Origin of the sequence: Bradyrhizobium sp. 1(2017) (assembly GCF_011602485.2) — a bacterium.
Lineage (GTDB): Bacteria > Pseudomonadota > Alphaproteobacteria > Rhizobiales > Xanthobacteraceae > Bradyrhizobium.
Genome location: NZ_CP050022.2, coordinates 5,478,939 through 5,504,621, shown reverse-complemented (window position 1 = coordinate 5,504,621; position 25,683 = coordinate 5,478,939). Strand labels below are relative to the sequence as shown.

The window sequence follows — 25,683 nt, the reverse complement described above, 5'->3', positions numbered from 1 at the left end:
ACGATCCTGCTCAGGAAAAGGGATTTTGCGATGAAGCGAGTGTTGATCGTCGGAGGCACGCTCCTGCTTGGTATGGGGGCCGTTTGGGCGCAGCAGGACTCCGTCAAGGAGGTTCAGACCCTGATGAAGGGCAACGGCAGGAACGCCGGCGCGATGTCCGCGATCGTCAAGGGCGAGAAGCCCTACGACCAGGCCACGGTGAACAGCGCACTGGCGCAATTCGAGGATACCGCCAAGAAACTGCCGAACCTGTTTCCGGCCAGCGCCAAGGGCGTGAAGCTCGACGGCGATTACAGCGCCTCGCCGAAAGTCTGGGAGGACAAGGCCGGCTTCGATGCCAAGATCGCGAGCTTTGCCAAGGTCGTCGGCGAAGCCAAGAGCAAGGTCAAGGATCTCGACTCGCTCAAGGCGAACCTGCCCGCCATCGGCAAGGAATGCGGCGCCTGCCACGAGACCTATCGCATCAAGAACGGCTGAGGAAGTCGGGCGACCTCGAATCCAGGAAGGGCGGTTGCGGAAGCAGCCGCCCTTCCTGTTGCCTCAGATCCTGGCCCGGATGAGCGAAGCGATATCCGGGGAGACCAGCGAGCCGATGGATTGAGCCGGATGTGCTTCGCTCATCCGGGCGACGACTCATGATCAGTCGATGCCGGCCCGCAGGTCAACGGGGAATTCCGTGCGCAGGGTCTGACGTTTCGCAGGCGGAGTGGCTATCTTTGCTGTCGTTGCCGCGGCGCTGACGTGAGCTGTCGGAACCAGCGCCTACGCTTCAGATTGCTTCATCATCGCGAAAGATCAAAGCGCCGCGAGCGAATCAACAGCGAGACAGGCCATGGCAAAACCGTTCCCGTCGAAGACCCACATCGGCAACCACATGCTGCATCCGGAAACCCTGATGCTGACCTATGGCTATGATCCGCAACTGTCGGAAGGCGCCATCAAGCCGCCGGTGTTCCTGACCTCGACCTTCGTGTTCAAGACCGCCGATGACGGCCAGGACTTCTTCGACTTCGTCGCGGGCCGGCGCGAGCCGCCGGAAGGCATGGGCGCGGGCCTAGTCTATTCGCGCTTCAATCACCCCAACAGCGAAATCGTCGAGGACAGGCTCGCGATCTACGAACGCACCGAGAGCTGCGCGCTGTTCTCATCCGGCATGGCGGCCATCGCAACCACGATCCTGGCTTTCGTCCGCCCCGGCGACGTCATCCTGCATTCCCAGCCGCTTTACGGCGGGACCGAAACCCTGCTGACGAACACGCTTGCGCGTCTGTCGATCGGCGCCGTCGGTTTCGCCGACGGCATCGACGAGGCGGCAGTCAAGCAGGCCGCGGAGGACGCCATGGGTAAGGGGCGGGTTTCGATGATCCTGATCGAAACCCCCGCCAATCCGACCAACGGGCTGGTCGATGTGGCGATGATGCGCCGTGTCGCCGAGGCGATCGGAAAGGCGCAAGGCGACCCGCCGATCATCGCCTGCGACAATACGCTGCTCGGACCGGTGTTTCAGCGGCCGATCGAGCACGGCGCGGATATTTCCCTGTACTCGCTCACGAAATATGTCGGCGGTCATTCCGACCTGATTGCGGGTGCCGCCCTCGGCTCGAAGGCGCTCATGAAAGGCATCAAGGCGCTGCGCGGCGCCATCGGCACCCAGCTCGATCCGCACTCGTGCTGGATGATCAACCGGTCGCTGGAGACGCTCAGCCTGCGCATGGAAAAGGCCGACGCGAATGCGCGTCTCGTTGCGGACTATCTGCGCGATCACGCCAAGGTGGCGAAGGTCCACTATCTCGGCCACCACGAGGAAAGCTCGCCCGCCGGACGCGTGTTCGCGCAGCAGTGCCTGGGGGCCGGCTCCACCTTTTCGTTCGACATCGTCGGCGGCAAGGACGCGGCCGTCAGATTTCTCAATGCGCTCCAGATCTTCAAGCTCGCGGTCAGCCTCGGCGGCACGGAATCGCTGGCCAGCCTGCCGGCGACCATGACCCATTCCGGCGTTCCCGCCGCGATCCGCCAGAAGATCGGCGTGCTCGATTCCACGATCCGGCTGTCGATCGGTATCGAGAATCCGTCGGACCTGATCGCGGACCTCGCGCAGGCGCTGAACGCGGCTTGAAGGCGTAGCCCCGACATTGCCGAAGCGAGCCTACAACGCAACGAGGTCGTGCCAGGCCGTCGGTCGGGCTGGTATCTCCTGGCAGGTCGTTTGGCTCCCACTTACGCGGCGCGCGAATGGCTCACGATGTCTCGTGGGTCGATATCGCAGTTGGAAACAACGTAATCAATCTCGCCGCGCGTCGTGCCGATGTCCATCAGTTCGCGGTCACTCAAACCGGACAACGTGCCGCGCAAATTCCGGCGATCGCGATGTGCCAGAAAGGCATCCCAATACTTCCGGATCAGGCTGTGGACACGCCGGGTCGATACGGACGTCCGCTCCGGCCACATTGTACCTTGGATCATGGTCATTGCAGCGCCTCCAAGGGAGTTTTCCAGCCCGAGAAGGTGCCCGAAGACCGACACGCGTGCTTGACCAGCGGCTTACTTTTTCCGTACCGGCGGCTTATTCTTGCGACGTCCAGCGGGCCAAAACGCCCACCCGGGGTCGCCCCCGGAGGGCTCACTCCAGGGATTCGCACCTTGCGCTATCTCTTTGAGGAGTATGCATTCGACGCCGGTCGGCGAGAGCTGCATCGCGGCGCGGATCGGATCTCGGTTGCGCCACAGGTGTTCGATCTGCTCGATTACCTGATCCGCAACCGGGAGCGCGTTGTAGGCAAGGATGAACTCATCGATGCCATTTGGCAGGGGCGCTGTGTGTCCGATGCTGCGCTGACGACCCGCCTCAACGGTGCGCGATGCGCGATCGGGGATTCCGGCGAAGAGCAGCGGCTGATAAGAACACTACCACGCAGAGGCTTCCGCTTCGTCGGTACGGTGCGGGAAACCCTTGCCGCCGAGGGCACAGCGGTCGCCGACGGCGGAGCCGAGAGGCCGAAACCTGCGCTCTCGCTTCCCGACAAGCCCTCGATCGCGGTCCTTCCATTCGTCAATCTGAGCCCGGATCCGGAGCAGGACTATTTTGCCGACGGTATGGTCGAGGACATCATTTTGGGACTGTCGCGGTCGAAGTCTCTGTTCGTCATCGCACGACATTCGACTCTGGCTTACAAGGGCAGGGCGATCGACGTCAAACAGATCGGTCAGGAACTGGGCGTTCGCTACGTGCTCGAAGGCAGCGTGCGCAAGGCCGGCAATCGAGTCCGGATCGGCGGTCAGTTGATCGACGCGGCGACCGGCCTGAATCTCTGGACAGACCGGTTTGACAGTGAGACCGAAGATATTTTCGACCTGCAGGATCGGCTGACGAGCAGCGTCATCGGCGCGATCTCCCCGCGACTGGAACGCGCCGAAATCGAGCGTGCCCAGCGCAAACCCACAGACAACCTACAGGCCTACGACTATTATCTCCGGGCGTTCGCCGCCTTCTTCAGATTCACGGAGGAGGCGAGCGTCGAGGCTATGGAGCTCGCAAAGACGGCCCGAGACATCGATCCAGAATTTGCGCGCGCATATGCGCTCGGCGCCCGTTGTCATGTCCTGAGGAACGTTTTCGACTGGGTCACTGATACGGCCCGCGAATGCGGCGAAGCCCAGCGGCTGGCGAGGCGGGCGGTCGAGCTTGACCCGAATGATCCGTCGGTTCTTGCGATGGCCGGACACGCGCTCTGCCTGGTGGCAGGCGAAGTCGAGGAAGGCGATGCTCTTCTCGTGCGCGCGATAAAGCTGGATCCCAATCTCGTTGTCGCACGACATTGGTACGGGTGGAGCCAACTTTGGCTTGGTCGTGGTGACGCCGCAATCGAGCAATTCAGCACCGCATTGCGTTTGAATCCGCTTCATCCGCATGGAAGCGCCAACGCCCAGACGGGCTTGGCCTTCGCTCATTTTTTTGCTGACCGTAACGATGACGCCTTGGCTTGCGCGGCAGCGGCGATCAGGTTGATGCCGAACTTTCCGCCCGCGCTATTCATTCTGGCAGCGTGCCATGCGGCGTTAAACCGGGTTGGGGAAGCTCGGCGGATTTGCGACCGTGCGATGCAACTATTTCCCAATAAACGTATCGATGCGTACGCGTGGCGATACCGCCGACCGGAAGACGTCGAAAAGCTGGCTCAAGCGCTCCGGGTTGCCGGCATGCCGGAATGAACGCGCGCGCCAGCTCGCGGCGTGTGGAATCGAAAAGGCTGGCCGCTCCCAACGGGGCGTCCGGCCTTTCCGCGACGAAGCGGCGTTTCAGCCTACTTCATCACCTGGCCGCGGATCTCGCCGCCCGGGTTCGCCGCCGTGTGGATGTTGATGTAGTACTTGCCGCCGAGCAGATCGGCGGCCTGCGCGTCGGTGAGCGTCGCTTCGCCCTTGACGGGGCTCGCGGCTGCATTCGGGATCGCGACGGCAACGCCGGCGTTCTTGCCCGCCTCGGCGGGCCCGTGGAAATGCGCGGCGGTGGCAGGGCCGGAGAGGCCCGAATAGGTGACGGTCCAGGACAATTTCTTGCTGGCGGCATCGTAGTTGAGATCGGCCGTTCCGGTGCCGCTGGTGGTCGTCGCCGGCACCTCGGACTTGCCGTCGAGCGTTGCTTTCAGCTTTTCGGCGCTGGCCGGGCCTGCAAATGCGACGGCTCCCAGCGCCAAAACGGCGATGACGGTCTTGTTCATGACGTACTCCCTGCTGAACCCCTTCGGACTATAAACTTCCAACAGTCCGCATTTCAGTTTATTCCCGTTTCCGGCCAGGGCGGGCTAAATTCTTCGTGGCTGGAGCCGCACGCGGATCGGTCATAGGTTGGCCGCACGAGAAATGGGATCAGCATGTTGCAACGAACAATTTTCGTGGCGCTGCTCGTCGCGATCGCCGCTGCCGGCGTCTATTGGTGGCTCAGCGCGCCGGTGGTGGCGGCTGCGAGCACCGCGCCGCCCCGTGCGCCTGACATTGCCAATGGCGAGGTGATGTTCAACGCCGGCGGCTGTGCGTCCTGCCATGCGGTTCCCAATCAGCCCGATCGTCTGAAGCTGGGCGGCGGCGTCGCGATCAAATCGCCATTCGGAACGTTCTACGCGCCGAACATCTCGCCCGATCCGGCCGACGGCATCGGCAAATGGACCGACGCCGATTTCGTCAATGCGGTGATGCATGGGGTCTCGCCGTCCGGGCAGCACTACTTTCCGGCGTTTCCCTACACCTCCTATCAGCGCGCCAGGCGCGAGGACGTGCTCGATCTCTTTGCCTATCTGAAAACGCTGCCGGCCGTTGCAGGAAAAGTGCGTGACCACGACGTCAGCTTCCCGTTCGACGTAAGGCGCAACATCGGCATCTGGAAATTTCTGTTCATGGACGGCAAGCCCGTCGTCGTCGCCGACGGCGCGAAGTCGGCGGAATGGAAGCGCGGCGCCTATCTCGTGAACAGCTTCGGCCATTGCGCCGAGTGCCACAGCCCGCGCAATGCGCTCGGCGGCATCATCTCCGGCGAGCGCTTTGCCGGCGGCCCCAATCCGGAAGGCGAGGGCTGGGTGCCCAACATCACCCAGAAACGCCTCGGCGACTGGAGCGCGAAGGATATCGCCTATTTCCTCAAGACCGGCGAATTGCCCGATGGCGACAGCGTCGGCGGCGCGATGACGCGCGTGATCAAGAACACGTCGCTCTTGCCGGACTCAGATCTCGCAGCGATGGCGGACTATCTCAAATCGCTGCCGCCGGTGGATGGGCCGACGCCGCCGAAGCGCAAGCAGGGGAGCTAGTCTAGGGTATGTAGCGGAAGTACGCGGCTTTCTGGGGAGGCTCAGGGAAGCCCCGGACTTCAATTAGCCGTGGTGGAGGCTTGCCTTCCATAAGGAGTATCGCAAGATCGTTGAGCACATTTCGCGTAGTGGCGAACGTGTTATGATTTAACCCGAACAATTCATCTCCAATGAGACTGACATCAATCGTCCAAAGTCCCGGCAAAACGACCGGACCGGCTTCAGGTACGTCCCCTGCGCGCGGGACACCCCCGGCAATACGCTTCGATAGCTGCAAGGCCCTGTCGTTCTTGGAGGCGTAAAGTGTGAGCCCCTTGGTGACCTTTGCAGCGCCGGAAATGCCTTGAACGAACATGTCTCGGTCCACATCGGGCGCGACCATGATCAACTGCGCAATGGCTTTGGGTGATCGTGTCGCGGCGCTGTTTGATAGCGCCTCGACTGCGATCAAGTTCCCGATACTGTGAGCTATCACATCGATGTCGTCATATCCGGCTTTGTAAAGATCGTCGATGACGCGAAGAAAGGCCGTGCGCGAACCCAACGCGCTTTCCTTGTCATAGAGATAGTCCGCGATGTCTCCGCGAGACGGCCACGAGAATAGGATTGTGGTGCCTCTGAACTGAAGGTCCCAAGTTATCTGCGCTGCCCGGAAGACGGCGTCGCGGAATTTGGTGTTGAAGCCATGGATAAACACGAGAGCCTTTTTCTTCTTTGTTGATGCCAGCGTCTTTATCCATTTCGCTTCGTCTGTTTTCTCGATGCTCCGAATCGTAAAGTGCTTGGTTGGGTCAGTTGTGTCTCTTCTCAACTTGAATCCGAAGAGCTTAAGGCTCGGGGGCAATTCCAGGTTTCCGATGTGGTGTCCCTCAGGCACCCGGACGCGAACGATCCCGACGCTCAGATCAGGGTTGCGCTCGCCTGTATAGCCGCCGACAGCAGTCCAACCGTTTAAGCTGTAGACAGGAGGTCCATCGCTTGTGAGTGCGGGCTGGGGATTGCCTTCGACATCGGGGGGAGTATCCGACTCTTTGCGGTTCGTTGCATAGAAAAACTCGACTATGCGTGTGTCGGTTCTGGAGTCTTGCGCTGGGTTCTCCGAGGATTTGTCCGTATCTTTAGCCTCATTCGCTGTTTTTTGATCCCCTTTCTGAATCGCGCCGCCTCGGATGTCCGGGTCGACTTTGATGCCGCCGGTTTTAATCGTCGGCCTGATCGGGGCTAACGCCGCAGAAAAAGGCGCGCGCCATGGCTCATCATCCGCCAGCGTGACGGGCCTGAACCTCTCGATGGAAATCCGTTGAACCGAGTTGGAGTCAGTGAAGAACCTCCAGTAACTCTCGTACTGAGTGTTCTGAATCAAGAAAGTCACGCTATTTGGTTCGCGCTCGCGCTCCGATGCCGATAGGCAGCCTCGTAGCCGGTCCGAAAAGCGCGCGTATCTTCCAACGAAATTCCTGGCAGCGTCCGGCCGGACAATTGTCGGCATTTGCTCCGGGGCTTTCCTCGAGAACGCCTCGCAAATCTGAAGGACGTCTCGCTCGGCGATGATCGGTTGCGCGTGGCTGCTCCCGAAGCTCGCTGCGAAAGCAATTGACCAAACAGCCAGGTATTTCGACCAATGCTGAGGCACGGCACTCCCCTCAAACTGAATATGCAAGAGATCGGGCAGGCGTTCGTCGCAGAGTTTCTCCTGGTCCAGCGGCGGCTTCCGTAGCGCCAGCGGTCCAGCTCGGTAGCATGCAGTCGTCGGACATCGACTGTTGAGGGTTGGGAAGCCCGGGCCTCATTGCCGTGCTCCAGCAAAGGTGTTGCAGCTCTTCACCAATCCAGTTGTGTAACCGACATCGAACCAATGACGGCGCTGCGCAGCGCTGCCATGAGTGAACGAGTCAGGCATGACGTACCCCAAGGCACGTTTTTGCAACGTATCATTGCCTAGGGCTTCTGTCGTTCGAATCGCCGCTGCTATGTCGCTCGCGGTGATCTTCGCTTTCTCTTTAATTTTGCGCGCCCAGATGCCGGCGAGACAATCGGCCTGCAGCTCGAGAAGTACTTGCAGGCGGTTTCTCTCCGCCTCCGTTTCCATGCTCGCTTGAAGCTCGCGCACCCTTGGAAGAATTCCCAGCAAGTTCTGAACGTGGTGTCCGATTTCGTGGGCTATCACATAGGCCTGAGGAAGTTGACAGTCGGCGCCGCTCGAATCGCAGGCGCGAAGTTCAGTCTGCATCTCCTGGAAGAACGAAAGGTCGAGGTAGACTTTCTGATCATCAGGACAATAGAATGGTCCCATGATTTTCTCGGCCAAGCCGCAGGCTGCGTTGGTGGCGCTTGTGTACAGGACGAGACGGGGTGGCCGATAAGTTAGGCGATCGGACGCGAAGATTGCCTCCCACACATCCTCCGTGCTGCCCAGAACTCGCGAAACGAAGAGATACATTTTGTCGCGCGGTGCACCGGTCTGCTCGCCCGACTTCGCTGGAAGCTCGGCATAAAGCCGCTCGGCTTGCCGGTCATCGCGACCCGATGTTGCCGTGAATCCTTCGCCGAATGGGCGAGCCCGCATGAAGCTGCCAGCCTCGATCTGTTCAGTTTGAGCCACGCCACGACGTTGGAGTGGCGGGACGGCTAATGGCTCGCGATAGCCGACCCTCATTTCCGAAGGATCTAGGCCAACTGAACCCGGACCAATCTTGTCGACCTGGGTACGGAGGATGGCTGCGGGGTCTATCGGTGCTGGGCGAACCGCCCATGCTAGGCCGCCTGTGCAAAGCACCCAGACAGCAACTGCTATCGAAACAAGCGGTCCTTTGGGCATTGCCCGCCCCCCGCGCTCACGATCTATGCGAAAAGAGCATTCCAGGGTGGTCGGTTCAATGAACTATTTCACATTTTGAGCGCGGCATAAGTGCACGCGATCGGGCCGCCGAATTGTTCCTCCGCGGAGCGCCCGGGCTACCATGCAATGGTCCCAACCACTTGGAGACCATTCGTTTTTTGACTGAACTTGGCTGAGATGGGCAAGCGGGTTGATGCCGCGGATTGATCGCTCGACCGCATTTGTCGTGGAGTTCGACGCGACCGTCATCCATGCAGCGCGTTGAGCCTTGCCAGCGGGAGAGGGCGTCACCTGCTGGATGATGTCTGCGATTGTAAGAATCCGAAGAGCTCGCTTTGAGTGCAATTGGTCCGCTGTGCTGTCTCGGAAGCGGACTTCCCATTCGGCTCTCTGTGATTGCACACCTTAGCCGGTGCCGAACGCCTTGAAGGTGATGATTGTGAGGGTATCCTGGATGCCCGGCAGCACCTGCACCTTCTCGTTGACGAAGTGACCGATGTCGGTGTCCTTGTCGACGTAGAACTTCACCAGGAGGTCGTATTGGCCGGCCGTGGAGTAGATCTCGGAGGCGATCTCGGCTTCGGCGAGCGCGTTGGCGACGACATAGGACTGGCCGAGCTTGCATTTGATCTGGACGAAAAAGGGAACCATCGCGGTCACTCCGAAAGCATATCTGGCCGGCTAATAGGCCAAACCCGCCCGGATTTAGCAAGCGGGCGGCCGCCTGCACAAGCCGCCAGGCGCAGGTCCAGCGCTCAGGAGGCGAGGGCCGCCGCGGCGAATGCGTCCCGAAGCCGCTGCGCGAGCTCGGCCTTGCGGTAGGGCTTGGTCAGCACGATCGCTTGCGCATGCGCGCGGCCCTGCTCGACCAGGGTCTCCAGCGCATAGCCGGAGGTGAACAGGACGGGCAGGCCCGGGCGAATCCGCCGCGCCTGATCGGCAAGCTCCCAGCCGCTCATGCCCCCGGGCATCACGATGTCGGTGAACAGCATGTCGATGCCGGGGTCGGTGCGCAGCTGCTGTAACGCCTCCTTGCCGTTGACTGCCGCAACGACGCGATATCCGAGCGCTTCCACCCTGCGAATGACGGAGGAGCGAACGAAGGGATCGTCCTCGGCGATCAGGATCGTCTCGTATCCGCGCGGCGCTGTGTCCTCGCCTTCCGCAAGGTCGGCCTGCGATTCCCCCGCGGCGGCGTGCGGCAGGTAGATCCGGACCGTCGTGCCGAGGCCCGGCTCACTGTAGATCGAGACATGGCCGCCTGACTGCTTGGCAAAGCCATAGACCATGCTAAGGCCGAGGCCCGAGCCCTTGCCGACCTCCTTGGTGGTGAAGAACGGCTCGAAGGCGCGTGCGATGACGTCGACCGTCATGCCTTCGCCGTCGTCGGTGACCGAGATCAATGCGTAGGCGCCGGATGCAACCTCGGGGTGCAGGGCGCGATAGTCGTCGTCGATCGCGGTCAGCTCCGTGCTCAGCGTCAAATGCCCTCCTGCGGGCATGGCGTCCTGCGCGTTGAGCGCGAGATTGAGCACGGCGGATTCGAGCTGGGCGCGATCGGCAAATGCCATGATCGTGCCGGGACCGGAGCTCGTCCTGATCTCGATGTCTTCGCGCAAGGTGCGCTTGAGCAGCTTGAACATGGAATCGAGCAGGCCGCGGCAATCGATCATCTGCGGCTGGAGCAATTGGCGGCGGCTGAAGGCGAGCAGTCGCTGCGTCAGCTCGGCGCCCCGTTCGCCCGACTGGCAGATGTCGTCGGCAAACCGCTTGAGGTCGGGCCTGACCTTGAGCTGCTCGCTGAGATGCTCGGCGTTGCCGATGATGACGGTCAACAGATTGTTGAAATCGTGGGCGATGCCGCCGGAGAGCTGGCCGACCGTTTCCATCTTCTGCGCCTGCTGCAGCTGCTGCTCGGTCAGCTTGCGTGCGGTCAGGTCGTGGATGATGCCGACGAAGATCAGCTCGCCGTCCTGCCGCGCCTTGCCCACCGACAGGTCCATCGGAAAGGTCGATCCATCCCTGTGCTGGCCGACTGCCTCGCCGCCGGTCGCAAAATGCCGCGCGGGATTGTCGGACCCGGCGGCCGGCTCGGGCATCAGCATGCCGACGTTCCGGCCCATGACCTCGTTTGCCCGATAGCCGAACAGGCGCTCGCAGGCGGGATTGAACAGCAGGATGCGGTCCTGCGCGTCGAACAGGATGACGCCGTCCACTGCGGTCTCGACGATCGCGGTGAGACGCGCCACGCTGTCGCGCATCGCGCGCTGGGCCTCGCCGACCTGCTGCAGCAGCAGCGTCGCGTCGCGGCTCTTGATCTCCTCTTCCTCGAGCGCGGCCTGGACCTGCCGAAGCTCGAACGGAGAAGGGATCGTCAGAATCTTCGGCAGCAGCGGCCAGAGCGCAGCGGCGGTGAAGACGGACGCGACCGCCGTGGCCGCCTTGACGATGCCCTCGATGCCGTAGATCGGGACCCATAGCGTGTAGATCGACAGCACGTGGGTCAGGCCGCACGCCATGATGAAGATCGCGAACGCCCAATACACCCAGCCGAATTTGAGGTCACGCCGCTTGGTAACGAGGATCGCGAGGGCAAACGGGATCGAAAAATAGGCGGCCGCGATGCAGGTGTCGGCAACGACATGGAGCCAGATCAGCTCGGGTTCCCACAACAGGCAGATGCCGTGCGGCGACAGCATCGAGGAGTCGAGGAGACGTTCAAGAAAGGCCCACATAATTCCACCCGGGAAAACGTGCGAGCCGGGGGGCGGCTCGCGCAATTGGCGTCGCTGGACGATTTCACCACCTAACGTCTCACTCATCGCTGTGGAGGCCAAGGGCAGGCTGGCAAGGCTATGGCGAGGCTCGATTTTTCAAGGCCGTACGATTGCGCGGGCCATGCCGCGCGGGTCGCAGACGCAGCTGCTGCCGCGAATCATCGTTGCTGCGCCCCCTCACGCTTGCTGGGGTTCCACGGTCGCGCTAGGACAGGTCATGACCTTGTCCTCAAGCAAATGCGTTCCGCGATGACGACCCCGGTCGCACTCACCATCGCCGGCTCCGATTCCAGCGGCGGCGCCGGCATCCAGGCGGACCTGAAGACGTTTGCCGCGCTCGGCGTCTATGGCGCCTCCGCGATCACGGCGCTGACGGCGCAGAACACGCGCGGCGTCACGGGCATTCACGCGGTGCCGGCGGAGTTCGTCACCGCGCAGATCGACGCGGTGTTTTCCGATCTCGATGTCGGCGCCGTGAAGATCGGCATGGTGGCGCAGGTCGCGAGCATCGAAGCCATCGCGGCCGCGCTGTCGCGCTGGGCGCCCCGTCACGTGGTGCTCGATCCCGTGATGGTGGCGACATCAGGCGACCGGCTGCTGGCCGCCGAGGCCGTCGAGGCCCTCCGCACGAGGCTGATCCCGCTGGCGTCGGTGATCACGCCGAACCTGCCCGAGGCCGCCGCGCTGCTCGACGAGCCGGTCGCGGCCAGCGAGGCCGCGATCGAAAGCCAGGGACGCCGCCTGCTGGCGCTGGGCTGCCGTGCCGTCCTGGTGAAGGGCGGGCACGGGGTGGGCGCCGAGAGCGTCGACTATCTGGTCGACGCCGACAACACCATCGCGCTCGCTGCGCCCCGCATCGCCACCGCGAATACCCATGGCACCGGCTGCTCGCTGTCGTCGGCGGTCGCGGCGGGGTTGGCCAAGGGCGAGAACCTCGAGCAGGCCGTGCGCCATGCCAAGGCCTGGATCAGCGCGGCGATCGGTGCCGCTGACCGTTTCAGCGTCGGTCACGGCCACGGGCCGATCCATCATCTCCACAGATTTTATTGAGGATGGCCACCGCCCTCAAAGGGAGGTGGGGTTCTTACGGCACTCCCTGCGGCGCCATGTCGCCTGATTGTCGCATGCGACTGATATTCGCGGGCAGGGCGAGGCGAGGTTTGATTCGTATCTGAGGGTGCCTCAAGGGTTCAATCGGTCATCCCCCTGTCACGGGACATTGTTACAGGCTGGCGCATGGGAAGTTACGATGTGAGTGACGAGAGCCCGGAGCGGCGCTTTCGCACGTTGTTCATCTCCGACGTTCATCTCGGAGCCCGCGGTTCTCAAGCCGATCTTCTGCTCGACTTCCTGCGCTACCACGATGCAGACACCATCTATCTCGTCGGCGACATCGTGGACGGCTGGGCGCTGAAATCGAGCTGGCACTGGCCGCAATCGCACAACGACCTCGTCCAGAAGCTGCTGCGCAAGGCGCGCAAGGGCGCCAAGGTCATCTACATTCCCGGCAATCACGACGAGTTCCTGCGCAACTATTACGGCACTCATTTCGGCGGCATCGACGTCGTCGAGAACACCGTCCATACCGGCGTCGACGGCAAGCGCTATCTCGTCATCCACGGCGACATCTTCGACCTCGTGGTGCAGAACGCCCGCTGGCTCGCCCATCTCGGCGACAAGGCCTACGACTTCGCGATCCAGATGAATCGCTTCGTCAACTTCTTCCGCCGCCTGTTCGGCGTGCCCTATTGGTCGCTGTCGCAATGGGCCAAGCAGAAGGTCAAGAACGCCGTCAACTATATCGGTGCGTTCGAGCAGGCGCTCGCTGCCGAGGCACGACGCCACGACGCCGACGGCGTGATCTGCGGCCACATCCATTACGCCGTCATCCGCGACGAGGGCGGTATCCGCTACATGAACTGCGGCGACTGGGTCGAGAGCTGCACCGCGCTGGTCGAGCACGACGACGGCCATTTCGAGATCATCACCTGGGCGGATCAGTCGCAGAAGCCGGCACAAGTCCCTCAGGTCGCAGCCAGAGCTGCATGACAAGGGCCACTTGATGCGCATTCTGGTCGCGACCGACGCCTGGCACCCGCAAGTCAACGGTGTGGTTCGGACGCTGACCAAGCTCGCCGACGCCGGCAAGAGCCTCGGCGTCGAGTTCACGTTCCTGACGCCGCAATCGTTTCGCACCTTCGCCATGCCGAGCTACCGCGACGTGCGTCTCGCCATGCCGCGCCCGGCGCGGATCGCGAGGCTGATCGAAGAAGCGCGCCCGGACAGCATCCACATTGCGACGGAAGGGCCGATCGGCCTGATGGTCCGCCGCTACTGCCGCCAGCGCAAGCTGCCCTTCACGACCAGCTTCCATACCCGCTTTCCCGAATATGTCCGCGCCCGGGTGCCGGTGCCGGGCTCGCTGATCTGGCGGGCGCTGCGCCGTTTCCACAGCCCCAGCCGCGCCGTGATGGCGGCGACCCCCGCGCTCGCCCGCGAGCTGACCGAGCGCGGTTTCGACAATGTCGTGCTGTGGCCGCGCGGTGTCGACACCCAGCTGTTCCATCCGCGCCCCATCGATCTCTGCCTGCCGGCGCCGGTGTTCCTGTCGGTCGGCCGCGTCGCCGTGGAGAAGAACCTCGAGGCGTTCCTCGACCTCGATCTGCCCGGCACCAAGGTGATCGTCGGCGACGGACCGGCGCGTGCCGCGCTCGAAGAGGCCTATCCCGAGGCGATTTTCCTCGGCGAGAAGCACGGCGAGGCGCTGGCGGAAATCTATGCCGCGGCCGACGTCTTCGTGTTCCCGAGCAAGACAGACACGTTCGGCCTCGTGCTGCTGGAGGCGCTCGCGAGCGGCCTGCCGGTCGCCGCCTTCCCGGTGAAGGGGCCTCGCGACGTGATCGGCCAAGCACCGGTCGGCGCCCTCGATCACGATCTCCGCAACGCCTGCCTTGCCGCGCTCGACATTTCCCGTCAGGACTGCGTGGCCTTCGCCGCCAATTACACCTGGGAAGCCTCGGCCCGGGTCTTTATCGACAGCATCCAGGCGGCCGGCGCGGTGCTGCCCGGCCGACACGGCGGGGAACAGCCGCGCTTTGTGGCCTGATCGGGAAGAAACCTCTCGCGGAGGTGTCTTGCCCGGCCCTCATTGGCCGCGATAACATTGCGCCATGTCCGAACAGCTCCTCCCGGTCGGCCCTGCCGACATCGATGCCGCGGCGCGGGTGATCGCGCCTTACGCCATCCGCACCCCGCTGTTGTCCTTTCCCGTGCTCAACGAGCGTGTCGGGGCGAAGGTCTTTCTGAAGCCGGAGATGCTCCAGCGCACCGGCTCCTTCAAGTTCCGCGGCGCCTTCAACAAGGTGTTCTCGATCCCGCAGGACAAGCGGGCCGGCGGCGTCGTCGCGTTCTCCTCGGGCAATCATGCCCAGGGCGTGGCGGCCGCGGCAAAGATCCTGGACATGCAGGCGACCATCGTGATGCCGGCGGATGCGCCGCTGTCGAAGCGCGAGCGCACCAAATCCTATGGCGCCGAGGTCGTGCTGTACGATCGGGACCGCGACGACCGCGAGGCGATTTCGCGCGGCATCGCCGAGAAGCGCGGCGCGACGCTGGTCAAGCCGTATGACGATCCCTTCGTGATCGCGGGGCAGGGCACGGCCGGCCGCGAGATCGCGGAGGACATGGCGGGCCTCGGCCTTGCCCCCGACATCGTGGTGGCGCCGGCCTCGGGCGGCGGCCTGATCGCGGGTGTCGCCACCGCCGTGAAGGCACGTTATCCGCAGGCACAAATCGTGGTGGCCGAGCCCGAGGCGTTCGACGATCACGGCATTTCGCTGACCGCAGGCCACCGTGAGCCGCATCCGCCGGCGGGCCGCACCATCTGCGACGCGCTGATGGCCCTGATGCCCGGCGAGATGACGTTCGCGATCAACAGCAAGCTGCTCGCGCGCGGCGTGACCGCATCGGACAAGGAAGTCGGCGCGGCCGTCGCCTTTGCCTATCGCGAGCTCAAGCTCGTTGTGGAGCCCGGCGGTGCGGTCGGCCTTGCCGCGCTGCTCGCCGGACGCCTCGACGTCGCCGGCAGGAACGTCGTCATCGTGCTCTCCGGCGGCAATGTCGACGCGGATCTGTTCGCCGAGCTGGTGGCTTAGTCGTCATTCCGGGGCTCGCGAAGCGAGAGCCCGGACTCCATCTTCCCACCGACGCTGCCGCATAATGGATTTCCGGGTCTGCGCCTCTCGGCGCATCCCGGAATGAACCCGTTAGGAGCTGAGACGAAGACGGGGCGGAGCATCGCTGTTCCGCCCCTTTGTCGTGCGCGCCTTGCGCAATCAGCGCATGAAGCCGCCGCGACGGTTGCCGCCGCCATTCATGCTCGGCGCCTGGTTCATCGACTGCCGGAAGTTGTTGTTGCTGCTGACCATGCGGCTCGGCATCGTGTTGACCTGCGGGCGATGGTTCTGCACGTTGTTCTGCACCTGCACCCTGGTCGCCGGATTGTTCGTGATCTTCACACCGTTGTTGATGCGGATCGGGCGGTTCTGCGTCTGAACGTTGACCGGCTTCGACTCGATGTTCGAGCCACCCTTGCCGACATTCACGGGCATGCTCACGATCTTGCCCGGCTTGCCGTTGGCATTGCTGCCATTCGGGGTGTTGGTCGCCGGCAAGGTGACGATCTTGCCAATGCCGCCGTTGGTCTTGGTCGCGTTGGTCGGCGCCGGCAGGGTGACGATCTTGCCCGGGGCCTGCGACGGCGTGCCGTTTGGCTGGTTGTTGCCGCCCGGCAGATTGACGATCTGGCCGCCATTGCCGAGCTTGCCGTCGAGCGGCTTCTGCAGGACCGGCAGGTTGCCGCCCATCTGCGCACCGCCATTGCCCTGCGGCATCAGCGGCATGTATTTGGGCTGGCCGAGATTGCCGATCTTGAGCGTCGGAGCGATGTTCTGGGGCGCCAGGAACTTGGTCGCCTGCAGCAACGGGATCTGCTTCGGCTGCGCCTGCAGCTTCAGCGCCATTTGCGCATAGGGGCTGTTGCCATAACTGTCATAGAAGCTCTTGTAGCCGAGCGGGGAGTTCGCGAGCACCGCCTTGTGCCAGGCCTGCGTGAGCAGGAGGTTGTTGAGCAGCCAGCGGATATGGTCGCACAGCGGGTCGTGCGGGTACATCCGGATGAACTCCTGATAGTACTCCGGCCGGCCCTCGGACACGACATAGTCATAGGCTTGCCGGGTCGAGCGGCTTGGCAGGTTGGAGGCCATCTGCACGACGGGCGTATTCACCGGCGCGCGGTTGGCGGCAATTGCGGTGTCGCCGAAGAAGGTGAAGTCGGAGGTCAGCGACGAACTCTCCCACGGGATCTGCGCGCCGCTGGTGGTCTGGTTCACCTGGAGCCGCACGCGCTTGAACAGCTGCTCGATCGGCACGTTGGGCTCGCGCGCGACGTTCAGGAACGCCTGCGTGTAGGGGCTGTGACCGCCCGTGCCGTCGAGCGCCTCGGCGCCCGGCGCGGTCGAGTAGCCGACGATCGAGCCGTTCGGCGCATCGACGATGGCCAAGCCCCGGCCGGCGTCGTTGACCTCCGGGAACGGGTTGTTGCGGCAGGCATCGAGGATGACGATGCGCATGCGGCTCGGGATCGTCTCCAGCGTCGACATCACGTCGACCAGACGCACCGAATTGTTGACGAGCTCGGTCGGGCTCGAGACCTTGGCGTCGACGGGAACGAGATAATTCTCACCGGCGAGCTGCACGCCGTGACCGGCGTAATAGACCATCGCCACCGTGTTCGGACCGCGCGAAGCGACCTTGGCGGAAAAGTCCTGGACGACGCGAAGCATGTCGTTCTGGGTCAGATCGGTTGCCGAGACCACCTCGAAGCCGGCAGAGTTCAGGAACTGCGCCATCGACTGCGCGTCATCGTCGGGATTCGCGAGCTGCGGCGCGTTCTTGTAGTTCGCATTGCCGATCACCAGCGCGACGCGCTGCTCCGGGCCCTGCAGCGCGGTGGGGGCCGGCTGAACCGGGGCGACTTGCGCGGAAACGGGCCCGCAGGTGAAGCCGAACAGGCTTCCCAGCAGGCTGGCCGTCATCAGGAAAGGCTTTAGGCGGAACATGGCGTGCTCCTTTGGCACTCATCTCGATGCGAGATTGGTTGCGGGCAAGCCTGACCGCGTTCGAGCCTGGGGTCCGTGATCCCCGTCACCATGGCGGCGGACGTGATCTGAATCACGCTGGGAACCTGCTATGGTGAATGATCGATTGGGAGGATAGTCCGTCACATGCTGAAATCGATCGATCCGATCCTCACGCCCGACCTGCTCTGGCTGCTTGCCTCCATGGGGCACGGCGACGACCTCGTGGTCGTCGATGCTAACCACCCGGCGACCCGCATTGCGGCCACGACCTCGTCGCAGCGCCTGATCCACCTGCCGGGCATGACCATGGAGACGGCGGTCCGCGCCATCATGACGCTCTATCCGCTCGACGATTTCGATCCCGATCCGGTGCGCGTGATGATGCCGGTCGACGATCCCGACCGCGTGCCTGACGTGCAGCGCGCGGTGCTCGTGGAGATCGAACGCGCCGTCGGTCAACCGGTCGCGCCCGGAAAACTCTCGCGGCCGGATTTTTATCGCGCGGCGGCAGCGGGCTTTGGCGTCGTGCAGGTCGGCGACAGCAGGGGTTATGGGTGCTTCCTGATCAGGAAGGGTGTGATCTGAATCGCGATGAGAATGGGGCGAACGGTGATCGCGCTTTAGGCTGCTGTTTGAACATATCTCCGCGCTAGCCCCGTCCCACCAGATGAGCCGCCGAGCGCCAGGCGTGCTGCGACAGAGCTTCGAGGTTTCGCACCGCCTCGACACGAAGCAGGGCAGTGTCGGCGGTCAGGGTACCATTGGCCACCGCACCGAGCGTCGCACTGCGATGGGTGCGCAGCATTTCGGCGAGCTGTGTCGTACAACGCTCGAGCTCTGCGATCGCCTCGTCGGTTGGGTCGGCGCGCGGACCGGCCATGGCGTCGCCGGCACGCAAGGCGGGTACGGAGTGCGGCGATCCGTCGACGCGGGGCGGCGCCGCCACGCCGCGCGCAATCGCGGCCGCGCTTCGCATGACTTCGGCACATAGCTCTGCGGCGCGGATGTCCTCCGGTCCGCCTGCCACCGTAGCGAAATTGCTTCCTCCACCTGCGAGGTCCGTCAGCCGGGACGCGTGGTCGAGGGCGTGCAGCGTGCTCGTCAGACGCTGTTGCTCGTCGTCGGTGTCAGGCGGTCCAGCTACATCCGAGAGGAATATTTGTGCTTGGTGCACGGCATCGGCCGCCTCCTTTACGGATACAGCGTCCTTTCCCAGGCGTATCGATCCAGCGTCGCCGGCCAGTTTCGCTTCGACCGAACCGCACACCGTCAAGAGCACGCGCGCGATCGTGCGCCGTACCGCCTCCACCGCCACGATCGGGGTCGCCAGCGCCGAAGGATCGAGACATCGCGTCAGCGCCGAGCCGCGCTCGGGCAGAATCCGTTCGACCAATCGCGTGAACGGGTTGATCAACGGCAGCAGGACCGCGACGCCGACGACGTTGAAGGCGGTGTGGTAGCCGGCCAGCAGCGTGACGCCGTCGATCGTGTCCGAGGCGCGCAGCAGCAAGGGCGTTACGACGGGAAAAGCCACCAGCGCGATGAGTGCGGCAATCAGCTTGAAAAGAACGTAGGCGACGGCCAGCCGCTTCGCGGTCGGGCTCGCGCCGATCGCGGCCAGGGCGGAACTCGTCGCTGTTCCGATGTTCTGGCCGATGATCAGGGCGCAGGCTTGGTCCAACCCGACCGCACCTGCGAAATAGGCGGACAGGGTCACCGCGATCGCGGCCGTCGACGATTGCATCAGCGCGGTCATGACCAATCCGATCACGACCAGCGCCAGCACGCCGAAGAGCCCCGACAACCACGACACCCCGGGACTGCCGAGGACCGTGGGCAGGTCCGCCGGGTGCAATCGTTCAGCCAGCCCGCTCATGCCCTGCTGCAGGGTCGTCAAGCCGAACAGCACAAGTCCGAAGCCGGCGAGCGCGGCGCCGACCCCGGAGATTCGTCCCTTGCCGAGAAGCTTGGTCAACGCGCCGACGAAGATCATCGGCAGCGCCGCGGCCGTGAGCGAGACGCGGACGCCGATCAGCGCGACCAGCCAGCCGGTCCCGGTGGTGCCGATATTCGCGCCGAAGACGAGGCTCAACCCTTGCTGGAAGGTCAAGAGGCCGGCACTGACGAGACCGATCGTTGTCATGGTCGTTGCGCTGGAGGACTGCACCAGCAGCGTGACCACGCCCCCCCAAAACGAGCCAAGCAGCGGCGTCGACGCAGCCTTGCCGAGCACCGTGCGTAGCGCAGAGCCGGCCAGCGTCTTCAGGCCCTCCGTCATCACGGTCATGCCGAGCAGGAAGAGACCCACCCCGCCGAGTGTCGAGATCGCCGTGGACATGCGCGCTCCTTCCGACAGGGCGACAGTACAGCAACGGAGTGCTGATAGGTCGGATCAATTATTGCGCGATGGTCGGGCTTCCCCGCGTTTCGGATGGGCGTGATCAGCCGGGGACGTCGTCAGGATCGGTCCAGCCGCACGATCGCCGCGAGCCAAGCATAATGATTCCGCGAAAGCCGGCGTGGCTGCGTGTGCGAAATATTGATCGAGGCGGCGAAAAGCCCCGCACTCGGATTTGAGTGGCCTTCTCGCATCCGCCTGTCTATGGTCGATCCATGTCCCGCCTTATGTGTCTATTCGTTGCTGTCTTTCTGTCTCTGCTGCCCGCAGTCGCGCCCGCCGAGCCCGTTCAGAAGCGTCCGAAGCCGGTGTGGAAAGGCTACGGCTTCCTGCCGGGCTATCGGCAGCCGCTGAGCAACAGCATTCCGCTCTACAAGCAGAAGGACGCGATGCGGCGTCTTGCGCGAAACGACCGCCGCCATTGGTACATCGACCCAGTTCCCCAGTATTACCGTTGGAATGGCGAGTGGCGCTATTTCGGCCGTCCCGGCTTCGGCGGCGGCCGCTACAATGGCGGCAGCTTCGGCCCGTGCTGGACGCGGACGCCGATCGGGGCGGTGTGGAATTGCGGGTGATGGGTGGTTTCGTGCGATAAGCGAGCATAGCTCGATCATCGCATTGAACCTTCTCGATCCGGTGTCGCGGATCGAGTTGCTTTGGAACGTACCCGTCTAGCGCCACAGACCGTATTTGGACCACTCAGACGACGGAATCAGCTTGCCGATCTGGTAGCTGAAGTGGGTCACTCTGAGATGATCGGGACTTGTCTTGCAGGTGTAAGACAGCGCGTACCAACGCCCGTCGCTTCGGAACGCGCCACCATCGGTCGCAACCATATCGGCGGTCCGGCGAGGCGTTGAAAGAACTTCCGCCTTGGCGCGATCCGGATGATAGGGATTTGGATCTCGATCGATGCGAAGCATGGCTTCGTAGTCGCAAATCTGGTCGAGCCGTGTCATCGGATCAAGCCTTCGCAAGCTATCGTAGAAACGGGGATCCCCAACTTCGCTGCCCGCTACAGCCGAGCCGTTTGCTGCCAGCAGCAAAATCGCACCAAAGATCGCACGAGTCATGATTCTTCCGGCCTTTCCTGTCGCGAATCGAACTGCTTGATTCTCAGCCAGAATAAACTCACTCCGCCACCCTGATAATCGCAGTGGTTCTTGGCGCACTGACTGCAGCATCGGCCGGAGCGAGAGCGGATCAGCCGCGCTCAGACTGGATGCCAATGAGCAAGTCAGGGCAAAGCTCACGCGATCGGGCGACACCGAACCGAAGTGAGAAAGCTTGAGGCTGATGATGGGTCACTGGGAGGGAGAAGGCCTCAACAACGGGAGGAAGATGGAGTTTCGCGCCGATCCCAGGACCGGTTTGGTTACGTCTGAAAAGCTGGACGACTAGAGCAAGCTCAGTCCGCGATCATTCGCGCGGTTACGGGAAGCTGCGGACCACCTCGATCAAGCCGACGATTGCGGCGTTGAAGGCATCGAGGTCTTCGGCCGGAATCCAGTACTCCAGATGTGAGCGTCCGCCGGCCTCCTGCACGTCGTATTTTCCGATGAAGCTGCGCTTGACCGCAAAGCGTGTGACGAAGCCCGAACCGCTCGCCGGGACATTCCAGTCGCGTGCGATCTTGACGGCGTAGTCCTCGGTCAGCACCGGATAGAAGATCGGCTGGTCCGGCAGGCGCGGCGGAAACGCGCGCATGCCCGACCGCTCGATCCAGCTCCTTCGGGCCGACGGGACGCCAGAGGGTGAGGGTGTCTTCGGTGGGGGACATGGTTCGCGAAGTCCGATGCACGAGGGGCCGTCCTTGCGAGCATAGCGAAGCGATCTAGAATGTCACCGCGGAGACACTCTGGATTGCCTCGCTACGCTCGCAATGACGACGTGGAGCGAGCGCGCGCCGCATCTCGCCCTCGTGCCTCGGACGCAGCCCTGCGCTGGGCCCATGTTGCGAATGAGGTTGTGGCTCCTGGGTCCCGGATCTGCGCTTCGCTTGTCCGGGACGCGAGAGCGAGTACGCAGCGCCCGCCTTACGAGAAGAACGCGATCTTCTCGGCCTGGGTCATGCGGCGGATCGGTGCGAGCGGGTCGTTGGCCGCCGCGCGCGGCCTTTGCAAAATGCCGCTGGCGAGGATGGTGGCGCCGAGCGAGGGTTCGGGCGAGGACAGGGGCGAAGGCATCGGCAGAGTCGCGCTCGGCGCGGCTCCGAGCGCTGCCGTCGCGGCCATGGCCGGCGCCTGCTGCTCCATCACCTCGGCAGCGGCCTCCGCGATGGCATCGGTGAGGCGCGCGAGCGAGTCCATCGCGATCGGCGCGTCCGCGGCGGGCTCGTCTGCGACCGCTGCGGCGACCGGCCGAGCTGCGATCGGCTGCGGCGGCTCCGCTGCAACGGGAGCTGCGATCTCCGCGGCCATCGGTCCCGGGGCGACCGCTTCCATCTCCACCGGCTCGATGATCTCGTCGAACTCCGGATCGGGCGCGGCCATCTCCAGCGCGATCGCATCGAGGATGGCTTCGTCTTCGGCTTCCGCGGCGGCGTCGAGCGAGACCTCGTCGGTCACTTCGGCGAAGGCGGCCGGCTCGGGCTCAGCGAGCGGCGCTTCGAGCGCGACGTCTTCACCCGTGGCATTGTCGCGCGCGGTATTTTCAGTAGCGGCCTGGCTTCCGGCCGCGATGTCCGGCGCGACGGCGGCGTCCATGGCCTGCTCGGCAGCGGCGAACGCATCGGGGACGCCAGCCGCGTCAATCTCGGGAACTGCGGCGCTGTCCGGCGACGTCTCCGTGAAAGCCACGGGGGCTTCGCTCGCCATCGCGCCAAGCCCGGCCTCCGCAGCTGCAACCTCCGCAGGCAGCACGTCCGCCGTCGACGGTGCCTCTTGCCTCGGAGCCGGCGCGTCGGACGCGGCCTGCGGCGTTGCGTCGCCGTCGAGCTGCTCGACCCGATCCCTCAGCAGATCGAAGGCGGCCTTGAGCTCGACGCGAGGGTCGACGGTCGAAATCTGTCCGCAGGCGGCTTCGATCGAAGCCAGCTGCGAATCAATGAGGTCGCAGATTCGCCCGTCGGCGCCGATCTCGCGCCAGCGCCAGGAGATCTCCTTGATGATGCGCACGCCGCGCGGGATCGGCGCGAGGCTCGCCTCGATCGCCGCGGGATCGAACGCCGCGATCGCGATCGTCTCGGCCTCGCGGATGGCGCGCCGGATCTCTACCAGCGCCTCGGGGAGGCGGTCCTCGACGACGGGTTGTCGCTGTGCCGCAAGGGTTTCTTCGATTTTCGCGACCGCGTCGAGCACCATGCGCGTGTCGGCGTTGCGGTTGCGCTTGGCATATTCGCCGAGGAACCAGCGGCCGCGCGCGGTCTCCATGAAGGCTTCGCGGATCGCGTCGTAATCCTGCTCGTTCGGCTCGGCCGCGCGGGCAGACATGGGCGAGAGGGCGAATGCTTCGTTGGCCATGACAATCTCGTCGCGCAAATCAGAGCGCGTTACTGTAACGATCACCACGATATCGACCGAATCGCAATTGGTTTGATGGCAGGCGAATCACAAATCCCCATCGCAGCAGCGAAGAAGCGGCGATTCGCCGTCAGCCTCGCCGTGTTCTATTCGGCCGTCTTCGCGGTCGCGGGCACGCATCTGCCGTTCTTTCCGCTCTGGCTGAAGGCGATCGGCATCGACGCGGCGTGGATCGGGCTGATCAACGCGTTGCCGGCGATCACGCGCTTCACCACGCTGCCGCAGGTGACCGCCTTTGCCGAAAAGCGACAGGCCATTCGCGGCGCCATGATGGTGTCGGTGCTGGCGACGGCGATCGGCTTTGCGGCCGTCGGCTTGCAGCAGCAGCCGCTGGCGCTGTTCCTGATCTATGCGCTGACCTGCATGATGTGGACGCCGACGACCCCGCTCACCGACGCCTATGCGCTGCGCGGCGTTGCGCGCTACGGGCTCGATTACGGACCGTTGCGGCTGTGGGGCTCGGCGGCCTTTGCCGCCGGCTCGCTCGCCTGCGGCTATCTCGTCGATGTCATTGCGCCGCGCGATCTGATCTGGGTCATCGTCGCATGGGCCGTCGTCGCGGTCGCTGCCAGCCTGCTGCTCCAGCCGCTCGACGATGTCAGGCGCAGAAGCGCCGAGACGCATGCCGGCAAGGCGCTGCTGCGCGATGCCGGCTTCTGGGCGATCATCGCCTCGGCCGCGCTGATCCAGGGCAGCCACGTCGCCTATTACACCTTCTCCGCCATCAACTGGCAGCTCCATGGCATCAGCGGGCTGACGATCGCGGGGCTCTGGACGCTCGGCGTCATCGCCGAGATCGTCGTGTTCGCGCTGTCGCCGCGCTTCTCGCTGCATCCGTCCACGATGATCGCGATCGGCGGGCTGAGCGCCGTGGTGCGCTGGGTCGTCACCGCGAGCGAGCCGCCGCTGGCGCTGCTCGCGGTCGTGCAGCTCGGCCATGGCCTTTCCTTCGGCATGACCATCCTCGGCACCATGAATCTTCTGGTGCAGCGCGTGCCCTCGCACCAGATCGCACGGGGGCAGGGCTATTACGCCGCGTGCAGCGGACTATTGGGCGCTGCGACCTCGATCGCGTCAGGCGCGATCTACGCCCGGATCGGCGATGGCCTGTACTACGTGATGGCGGCGATGGCTGCAGCGGGCGCGCTTCTGATCTGGTCGTCGCGGCACCGGCTCAAGGCTCAGCCCCAGAGCGAAGCGTCCGGCGGATAGACCAGGCTGCCGTCATAACGCAGCCCGTGATCGCGGTCGCGCGCGAGCAGCAGGGGACCGTCGAGGTCGACGAAGCGCGCCTGCGGCGTCACCAGCATCGCCGGCGCCATCGACAGCGAGGTCGCGACCATGCAGCCGATCATGATCTCGAAGCCGAGCGCCTGGGCCGCATCGGCCATGGCCAGCGCCTCGGTGAGGCCGCCGGTCTTGTCGAGCTTGATGTTCACGGCGTCGTAGCGCGCGCGGAGCGGCGCGAGCGAGGAACGGTCATGCACGCTCTCGTCGGCGCAGACCGCGAGCGGGCGCCTGATCCGCGCCAGTGCCTCGTCCTTGCCTGAGGGCAGCGGCTGCTCGACCAGCGTGACGCCGGCCTCGGCGCAGGCGGCGAGATTGTGCTCGAGATTGGCCTCGGTCCACGCCTCGTTGGCATCGACGATCAGCTCGGATTCCGGGGCAGCCTCGCGCACCGCCGCGATCCGCTGGGGATCGCCGTCGCCGCCGAGCTTGATCTTGAGCAGCGGCCGGTGCGCTTCCTTGGCGGTCGCCGCGGCCATGACCGCGGGGGTACCTAACGAAATCGTGTACGCCGTGGTGCGCTCCCCCGGGGCCGATCGGTCCAGCAGGTTCCAGGCGCGCAACCCGGCCGCCTTGGCCTCGAGGTCGATCAGGGCGCAATCCAGCGCGTTACGGGCCGCACCGGGCGGCATGGCGGCCTGGAGGGCGGCTCGCGTCAGCCCACCCGTCACGGCCTCCTGCATGGCGTTTATAGCGGCCAGCGCCGCCTCGGGCGTCTCCCCATAGCGCGGATAGGGTACGCACTCGCCGCGTCCGGTCAGGCCGTCCCGGCTGACCTCCGCCACGACAGTCGCGGCCTCGGTCTTGGCGCCCCGGCTGATGGTGAAGCTGCCGGCGATCGGGAAGCGCTCGATTCGCGCCGCCAGGGACACAAGTTTCGTGGAAGTCATTTTGAACTCTGGCGAAATCTGAACCTGCTG

The 25,683-nt window shown here is 64.2% G+C and carries 22 protein-coding genes and 1 pseudogene; 11 read left to right on the top strand and 12 right to left on the bottom strand.

The genetic code is table 11. The features are described from left to right. Window positions 1-30 precede the first annotated feature (30 nt). Both HAP40_RS26220 and HAP40_RS26215 read left to right on the top strand, forming a co-directional pair. Entirely contained in the window at window positions 31-477 is a 447-nt protein-coding gene (locus HAP40_RS26220) for a c-type cytochrome (RefSeq protein WP_166815025.1), read from the top strand. A gap of 355 nt (window positions 478-832) precedes the next feature. After that, entirely contained in the window at window positions 833-2,116 is a 1,284-nt protein-coding gene (locus tag HAP40_RS26215) for a cystathionine gamma-synthase family protein (protein ID WP_166815026.1), read from the top strand. A gap of 101 nt (window positions 2,117-2,217) precedes the next feature. On the opposite strand, the gene HAP40_RS26210 is transcribed toward HAP40_RS26215, so the two are convergent. Continuing rightward, complete coding sequence (locus HAP40_RS26210; protein WP_166815027.1) at window positions 2,218-2,469, bottom strand: DUF1127 domain-containing protein; 252 nt, start codon at window positions 2,467-2,469, stop codon at window positions 2,218-2,220. Window positions 2,470-2,640: 171 nt separating this feature from the next. On the opposite strand from HAP40_RS26210, the gene HAP40_RS26205 reads away from it, so the two are divergent. After that, entirely contained in the window at window positions 2,641-4,209 is a 1,569-nt protein-coding gene (locus HAP40_RS26205) for a winged helix-turn-helix domain-containing tetratricopeptide repeat protein (protein ID WP_166815028.1), read from the top strand. A gap of 92 nt (window positions 4,210-4,301) precedes the next feature. On the opposite strand, the gene HAP40_RS26200 is transcribed toward HAP40_RS26205, so the two are convergent. Then, a complete protein-coding gene (locus HAP40_RS26200; protein ID WP_166815029.1) occupies window positions 4,302-4,718 on the bottom strand; it encodes a CHRD domain-containing protein in 417 nt (138 codons plus the stop codon). 153 nt (window positions 4,719-4,871) lie between these two features. On the opposite strand from HAP40_RS26200, the gene HAP40_RS26195 reads away from it, so the two are divergent. Continuing rightward, the gene (locus HAP40_RS26195) at window positions 4,872-5,801 is read left to right on the top strand and encodes a c-type cytochrome (RefSeq protein WP_166815030.1); all 930 of its coding nucleotides are present in this window, start codon (window positions 4,872-4,874) and stop codon (window positions 5,799-5,801) included. A 1-nt stretch (window position 5,802) separates the two neighbouring features. On the opposite strand, the gene HAP40_RS26190 is transcribed toward HAP40_RS26195, so the two are convergent. The 4 genes from HAP40_RS26190 to HAP40_RS26175 all read right to left on the bottom strand — a co-directional run bounded on the left by HAP40_RS26190 (window position 5,803) and on the right by HAP40_RS26175 (window position 11,375). Then, window positions 5,803-7,434 carry an alpha/beta hydrolase gene (locus HAP40_RS26190; protein WP_166815031.1) on the bottom strand — a complete coding sequence of 544 codons (1,632 nt, stop codon included), beginning with the start codon at window positions 7,432-7,434 and terminating at the stop codon, window positions 5,803-5,805. 153 nt (window positions 7,435-7,587) lie between these two features. Further along, complete coding sequence (ypfJ, locus tag HAP40_RS26185) at window positions 7,588-8,457, bottom strand: KPN_02809 family neutral zinc metallopeptidase (protein ID WP_246741316.1); 870 nt, start codon at window positions 8,455-8,457, stop codon at window positions 7,588-7,590. Window positions 8,458-9,045: 588 nt separating this feature from the next. Continuing rightward, window positions 9,046-9,291, bottom strand: a complete 246-nt coding sequence (locus HAP40_RS26180) for an Lrp/AsnC ligand binding domain-containing protein (protein ID WP_061878884.1) — start codon at window positions 9,289-9,291, stop codon at window positions 9,046-9,048. A gap of 104 nt (window positions 9,292-9,395) precedes the next feature. After that, window positions 9,396-11,375 carry a PAS domain S-box protein gene (locus HAP40_RS26175; RefSeq protein ID WP_166815032.1) on the bottom strand — a complete coding sequence of 660 codons (1,980 nt, stop codon included), beginning with the start codon at window positions 11,373-11,375 and terminating at the stop codon, window positions 9,396-9,398. A gap of 291 nt (window positions 11,376-11,666) precedes the next feature. Here HAP40_RS26175 and thiD point away from each other — a divergent pair, with 291 nt between their 5' ends. The 4 genes from thiD (at window position 11,667) to HAP40_RS26155 (ending at window position 15,571) form a co-directional block, all read left to right on the top strand. Further along, window positions 11,667-12,467 carry a bifunctional hydroxymethylpyrimidine kinase/phosphomethylpyrimidine kinase gene (thiD, locus tag HAP40_RS26170; RefSeq protein WP_166815033.1) on the top strand — a complete coding sequence of 267 codons (801 nt, stop codon included), beginning with the start codon at window positions 11,667-11,669 and terminating at the stop codon, window positions 12,465-12,467. Between the two features lie 186 nt (window positions 12,468-12,653). Then, a complete protein-coding gene (locus HAP40_RS26165; protein WP_166815034.1) occupies window positions 12,654-13,466 on the top strand; it encodes a UDP-2,3-diacylglucosamine diphosphatase in 813 nt (270 codons plus the stop codon). A 13-nt stretch (window positions 13,467-13,479) separates the two neighbouring features. Further along, window positions 13,480-14,523 (top strand): glycosyltransferase family 4 protein, encoded by a 1,044-nt coding sequence (locus HAP40_RS26160; RefSeq protein WP_166815035.1) that lies wholly within the window; start codon window positions 13,480-13,482, stop codon window positions 14,521-14,523. A gap of 64 nt (window positions 14,524-14,587) precedes the next feature. Beyond that, window positions 14,588-15,571 (top strand): threonine/serine dehydratase, encoded by a 984-nt coding sequence (locus HAP40_RS26155; RefSeq protein ID WP_166815036.1) that lies wholly within the window; start codon window positions 14,588-14,590, stop codon window positions 15,569-15,571. A gap of 180 nt (window positions 15,572-15,751) precedes the next feature. Here HAP40_RS26155 and HAP40_RS26150 read toward each other — a convergent pair whose 3' ends face one another. After that, window positions 15,752-17,536, bottom strand: coding sequence for a caspase family protein (locus HAP40_RS26150; protein ID WP_166815037.1), 1,785 nt, complete (start codon window positions 17,534-17,536; stop codon window positions 15,752-15,754). Window positions 17,537-17,701: 165 nt separating this feature from the next. Between HAP40_RS26150 and HAP40_RS26145 the strand changes: the two genes are divergently transcribed. Continuing rightward, a complete protein-coding gene (locus HAP40_RS26145) occupies window positions 17,702-18,142 on the top strand; it encodes an RbsD/FucU family protein (protein WP_166815038.1) in 441 nt (146 codons plus the stop codon). A 64-nt stretch (window positions 18,143-18,206) separates the two neighbouring features. Here the strand turns inward: HAP40_RS26145 and HAP40_RS26140 are convergent, their stop codons facing one another. Further along, window positions 18,207-19,895: a Na/Pi cotransporter family protein gene (locus HAP40_RS26140; RefSeq protein WP_166815039.1), complete on the bottom strand. Its 1,689-nt coding sequence runs from the start codon at window positions 19,893-19,895 to the stop codon at window positions 18,207-18,209. 275 nt (window positions 19,896-20,170) lie between these two features. Between HAP40_RS26140 and HAP40_RS26135 the strand changes: the two genes are divergently transcribed. Beyond that, complete coding sequence (locus HAP40_RS26135) at window positions 20,171-20,530, top strand: hypothetical protein (RefSeq protein ID WP_166815040.1); 360 nt, start codon at window positions 20,171-20,173, stop codon at window positions 20,528-20,530. Between the two features lie 96 nt (window positions 20,531-20,626). Here the strand turns inward: HAP40_RS26135 and HAP40_RS26130 are convergent, their stop codons facing one another. The 3 genes and pseudogenes from HAP40_RS26130 to HAP40_RS26120 all read right to left on the bottom strand — a co-directional run bounded on the left by HAP40_RS26130 (window position 20,627) and on the right by HAP40_RS26120 (window position 23,416). Beyond that, window positions 20,627-21,028, bottom strand: a complete 402-nt coding sequence (locus HAP40_RS26130) for a DUF930 domain-containing protein (protein ID WP_208024890.1) — start codon at window positions 21,026-21,028, stop codon at window positions 20,627-20,629. A 358-nt stretch (window positions 21,029-21,386) separates the two neighbouring features. After that, a pseudogene (locus HAP40_RS26125) lies at window positions 21,387-21,735 on the bottom strand (ADP-ribosylation/crystallin J1). Window positions 21,736-21,991: 256 nt separating this feature from the next. Beyond that, window positions 21,992-23,416 (bottom strand): hypothetical protein, encoded by a 1,425-nt coding sequence (locus HAP40_RS26120; protein WP_166815042.1) that lies wholly within the window; start codon window positions 23,414-23,416, stop codon window positions 21,992-21,994. A gap of 75 nt (window positions 23,417-23,491) precedes the next feature. Here HAP40_RS26120 and HAP40_RS26115 point away from each other — a divergent pair, with 75 nt between their 5' ends. Continuing rightward, a complete protein-coding gene (locus HAP40_RS26115; protein ID WP_166815043.1) occupies window positions 23,492-24,688 on the top strand; it encodes an MFS transporter in 1,197 nt (398 codons plus the stop codon). Here HAP40_RS26115 and dgcA read toward each other — a convergent pair. Then, on the bottom strand, window positions 24,658-25,653 hold the full coding sequence (gene dgcA / locus HAP40_RS26110) for an N-acetyl-D-Glu racemase DgcA (RefSeq protein WP_166815044.1): 996 nt from the start codon (window positions 25,651-25,653) through the stop codon (window positions 24,658-24,660). The genes HAP40_RS26115 and dgcA overlap by 31 nt on opposite strands. Window positions 25,654-25,683: the final 30 nt, after the last annotated feature.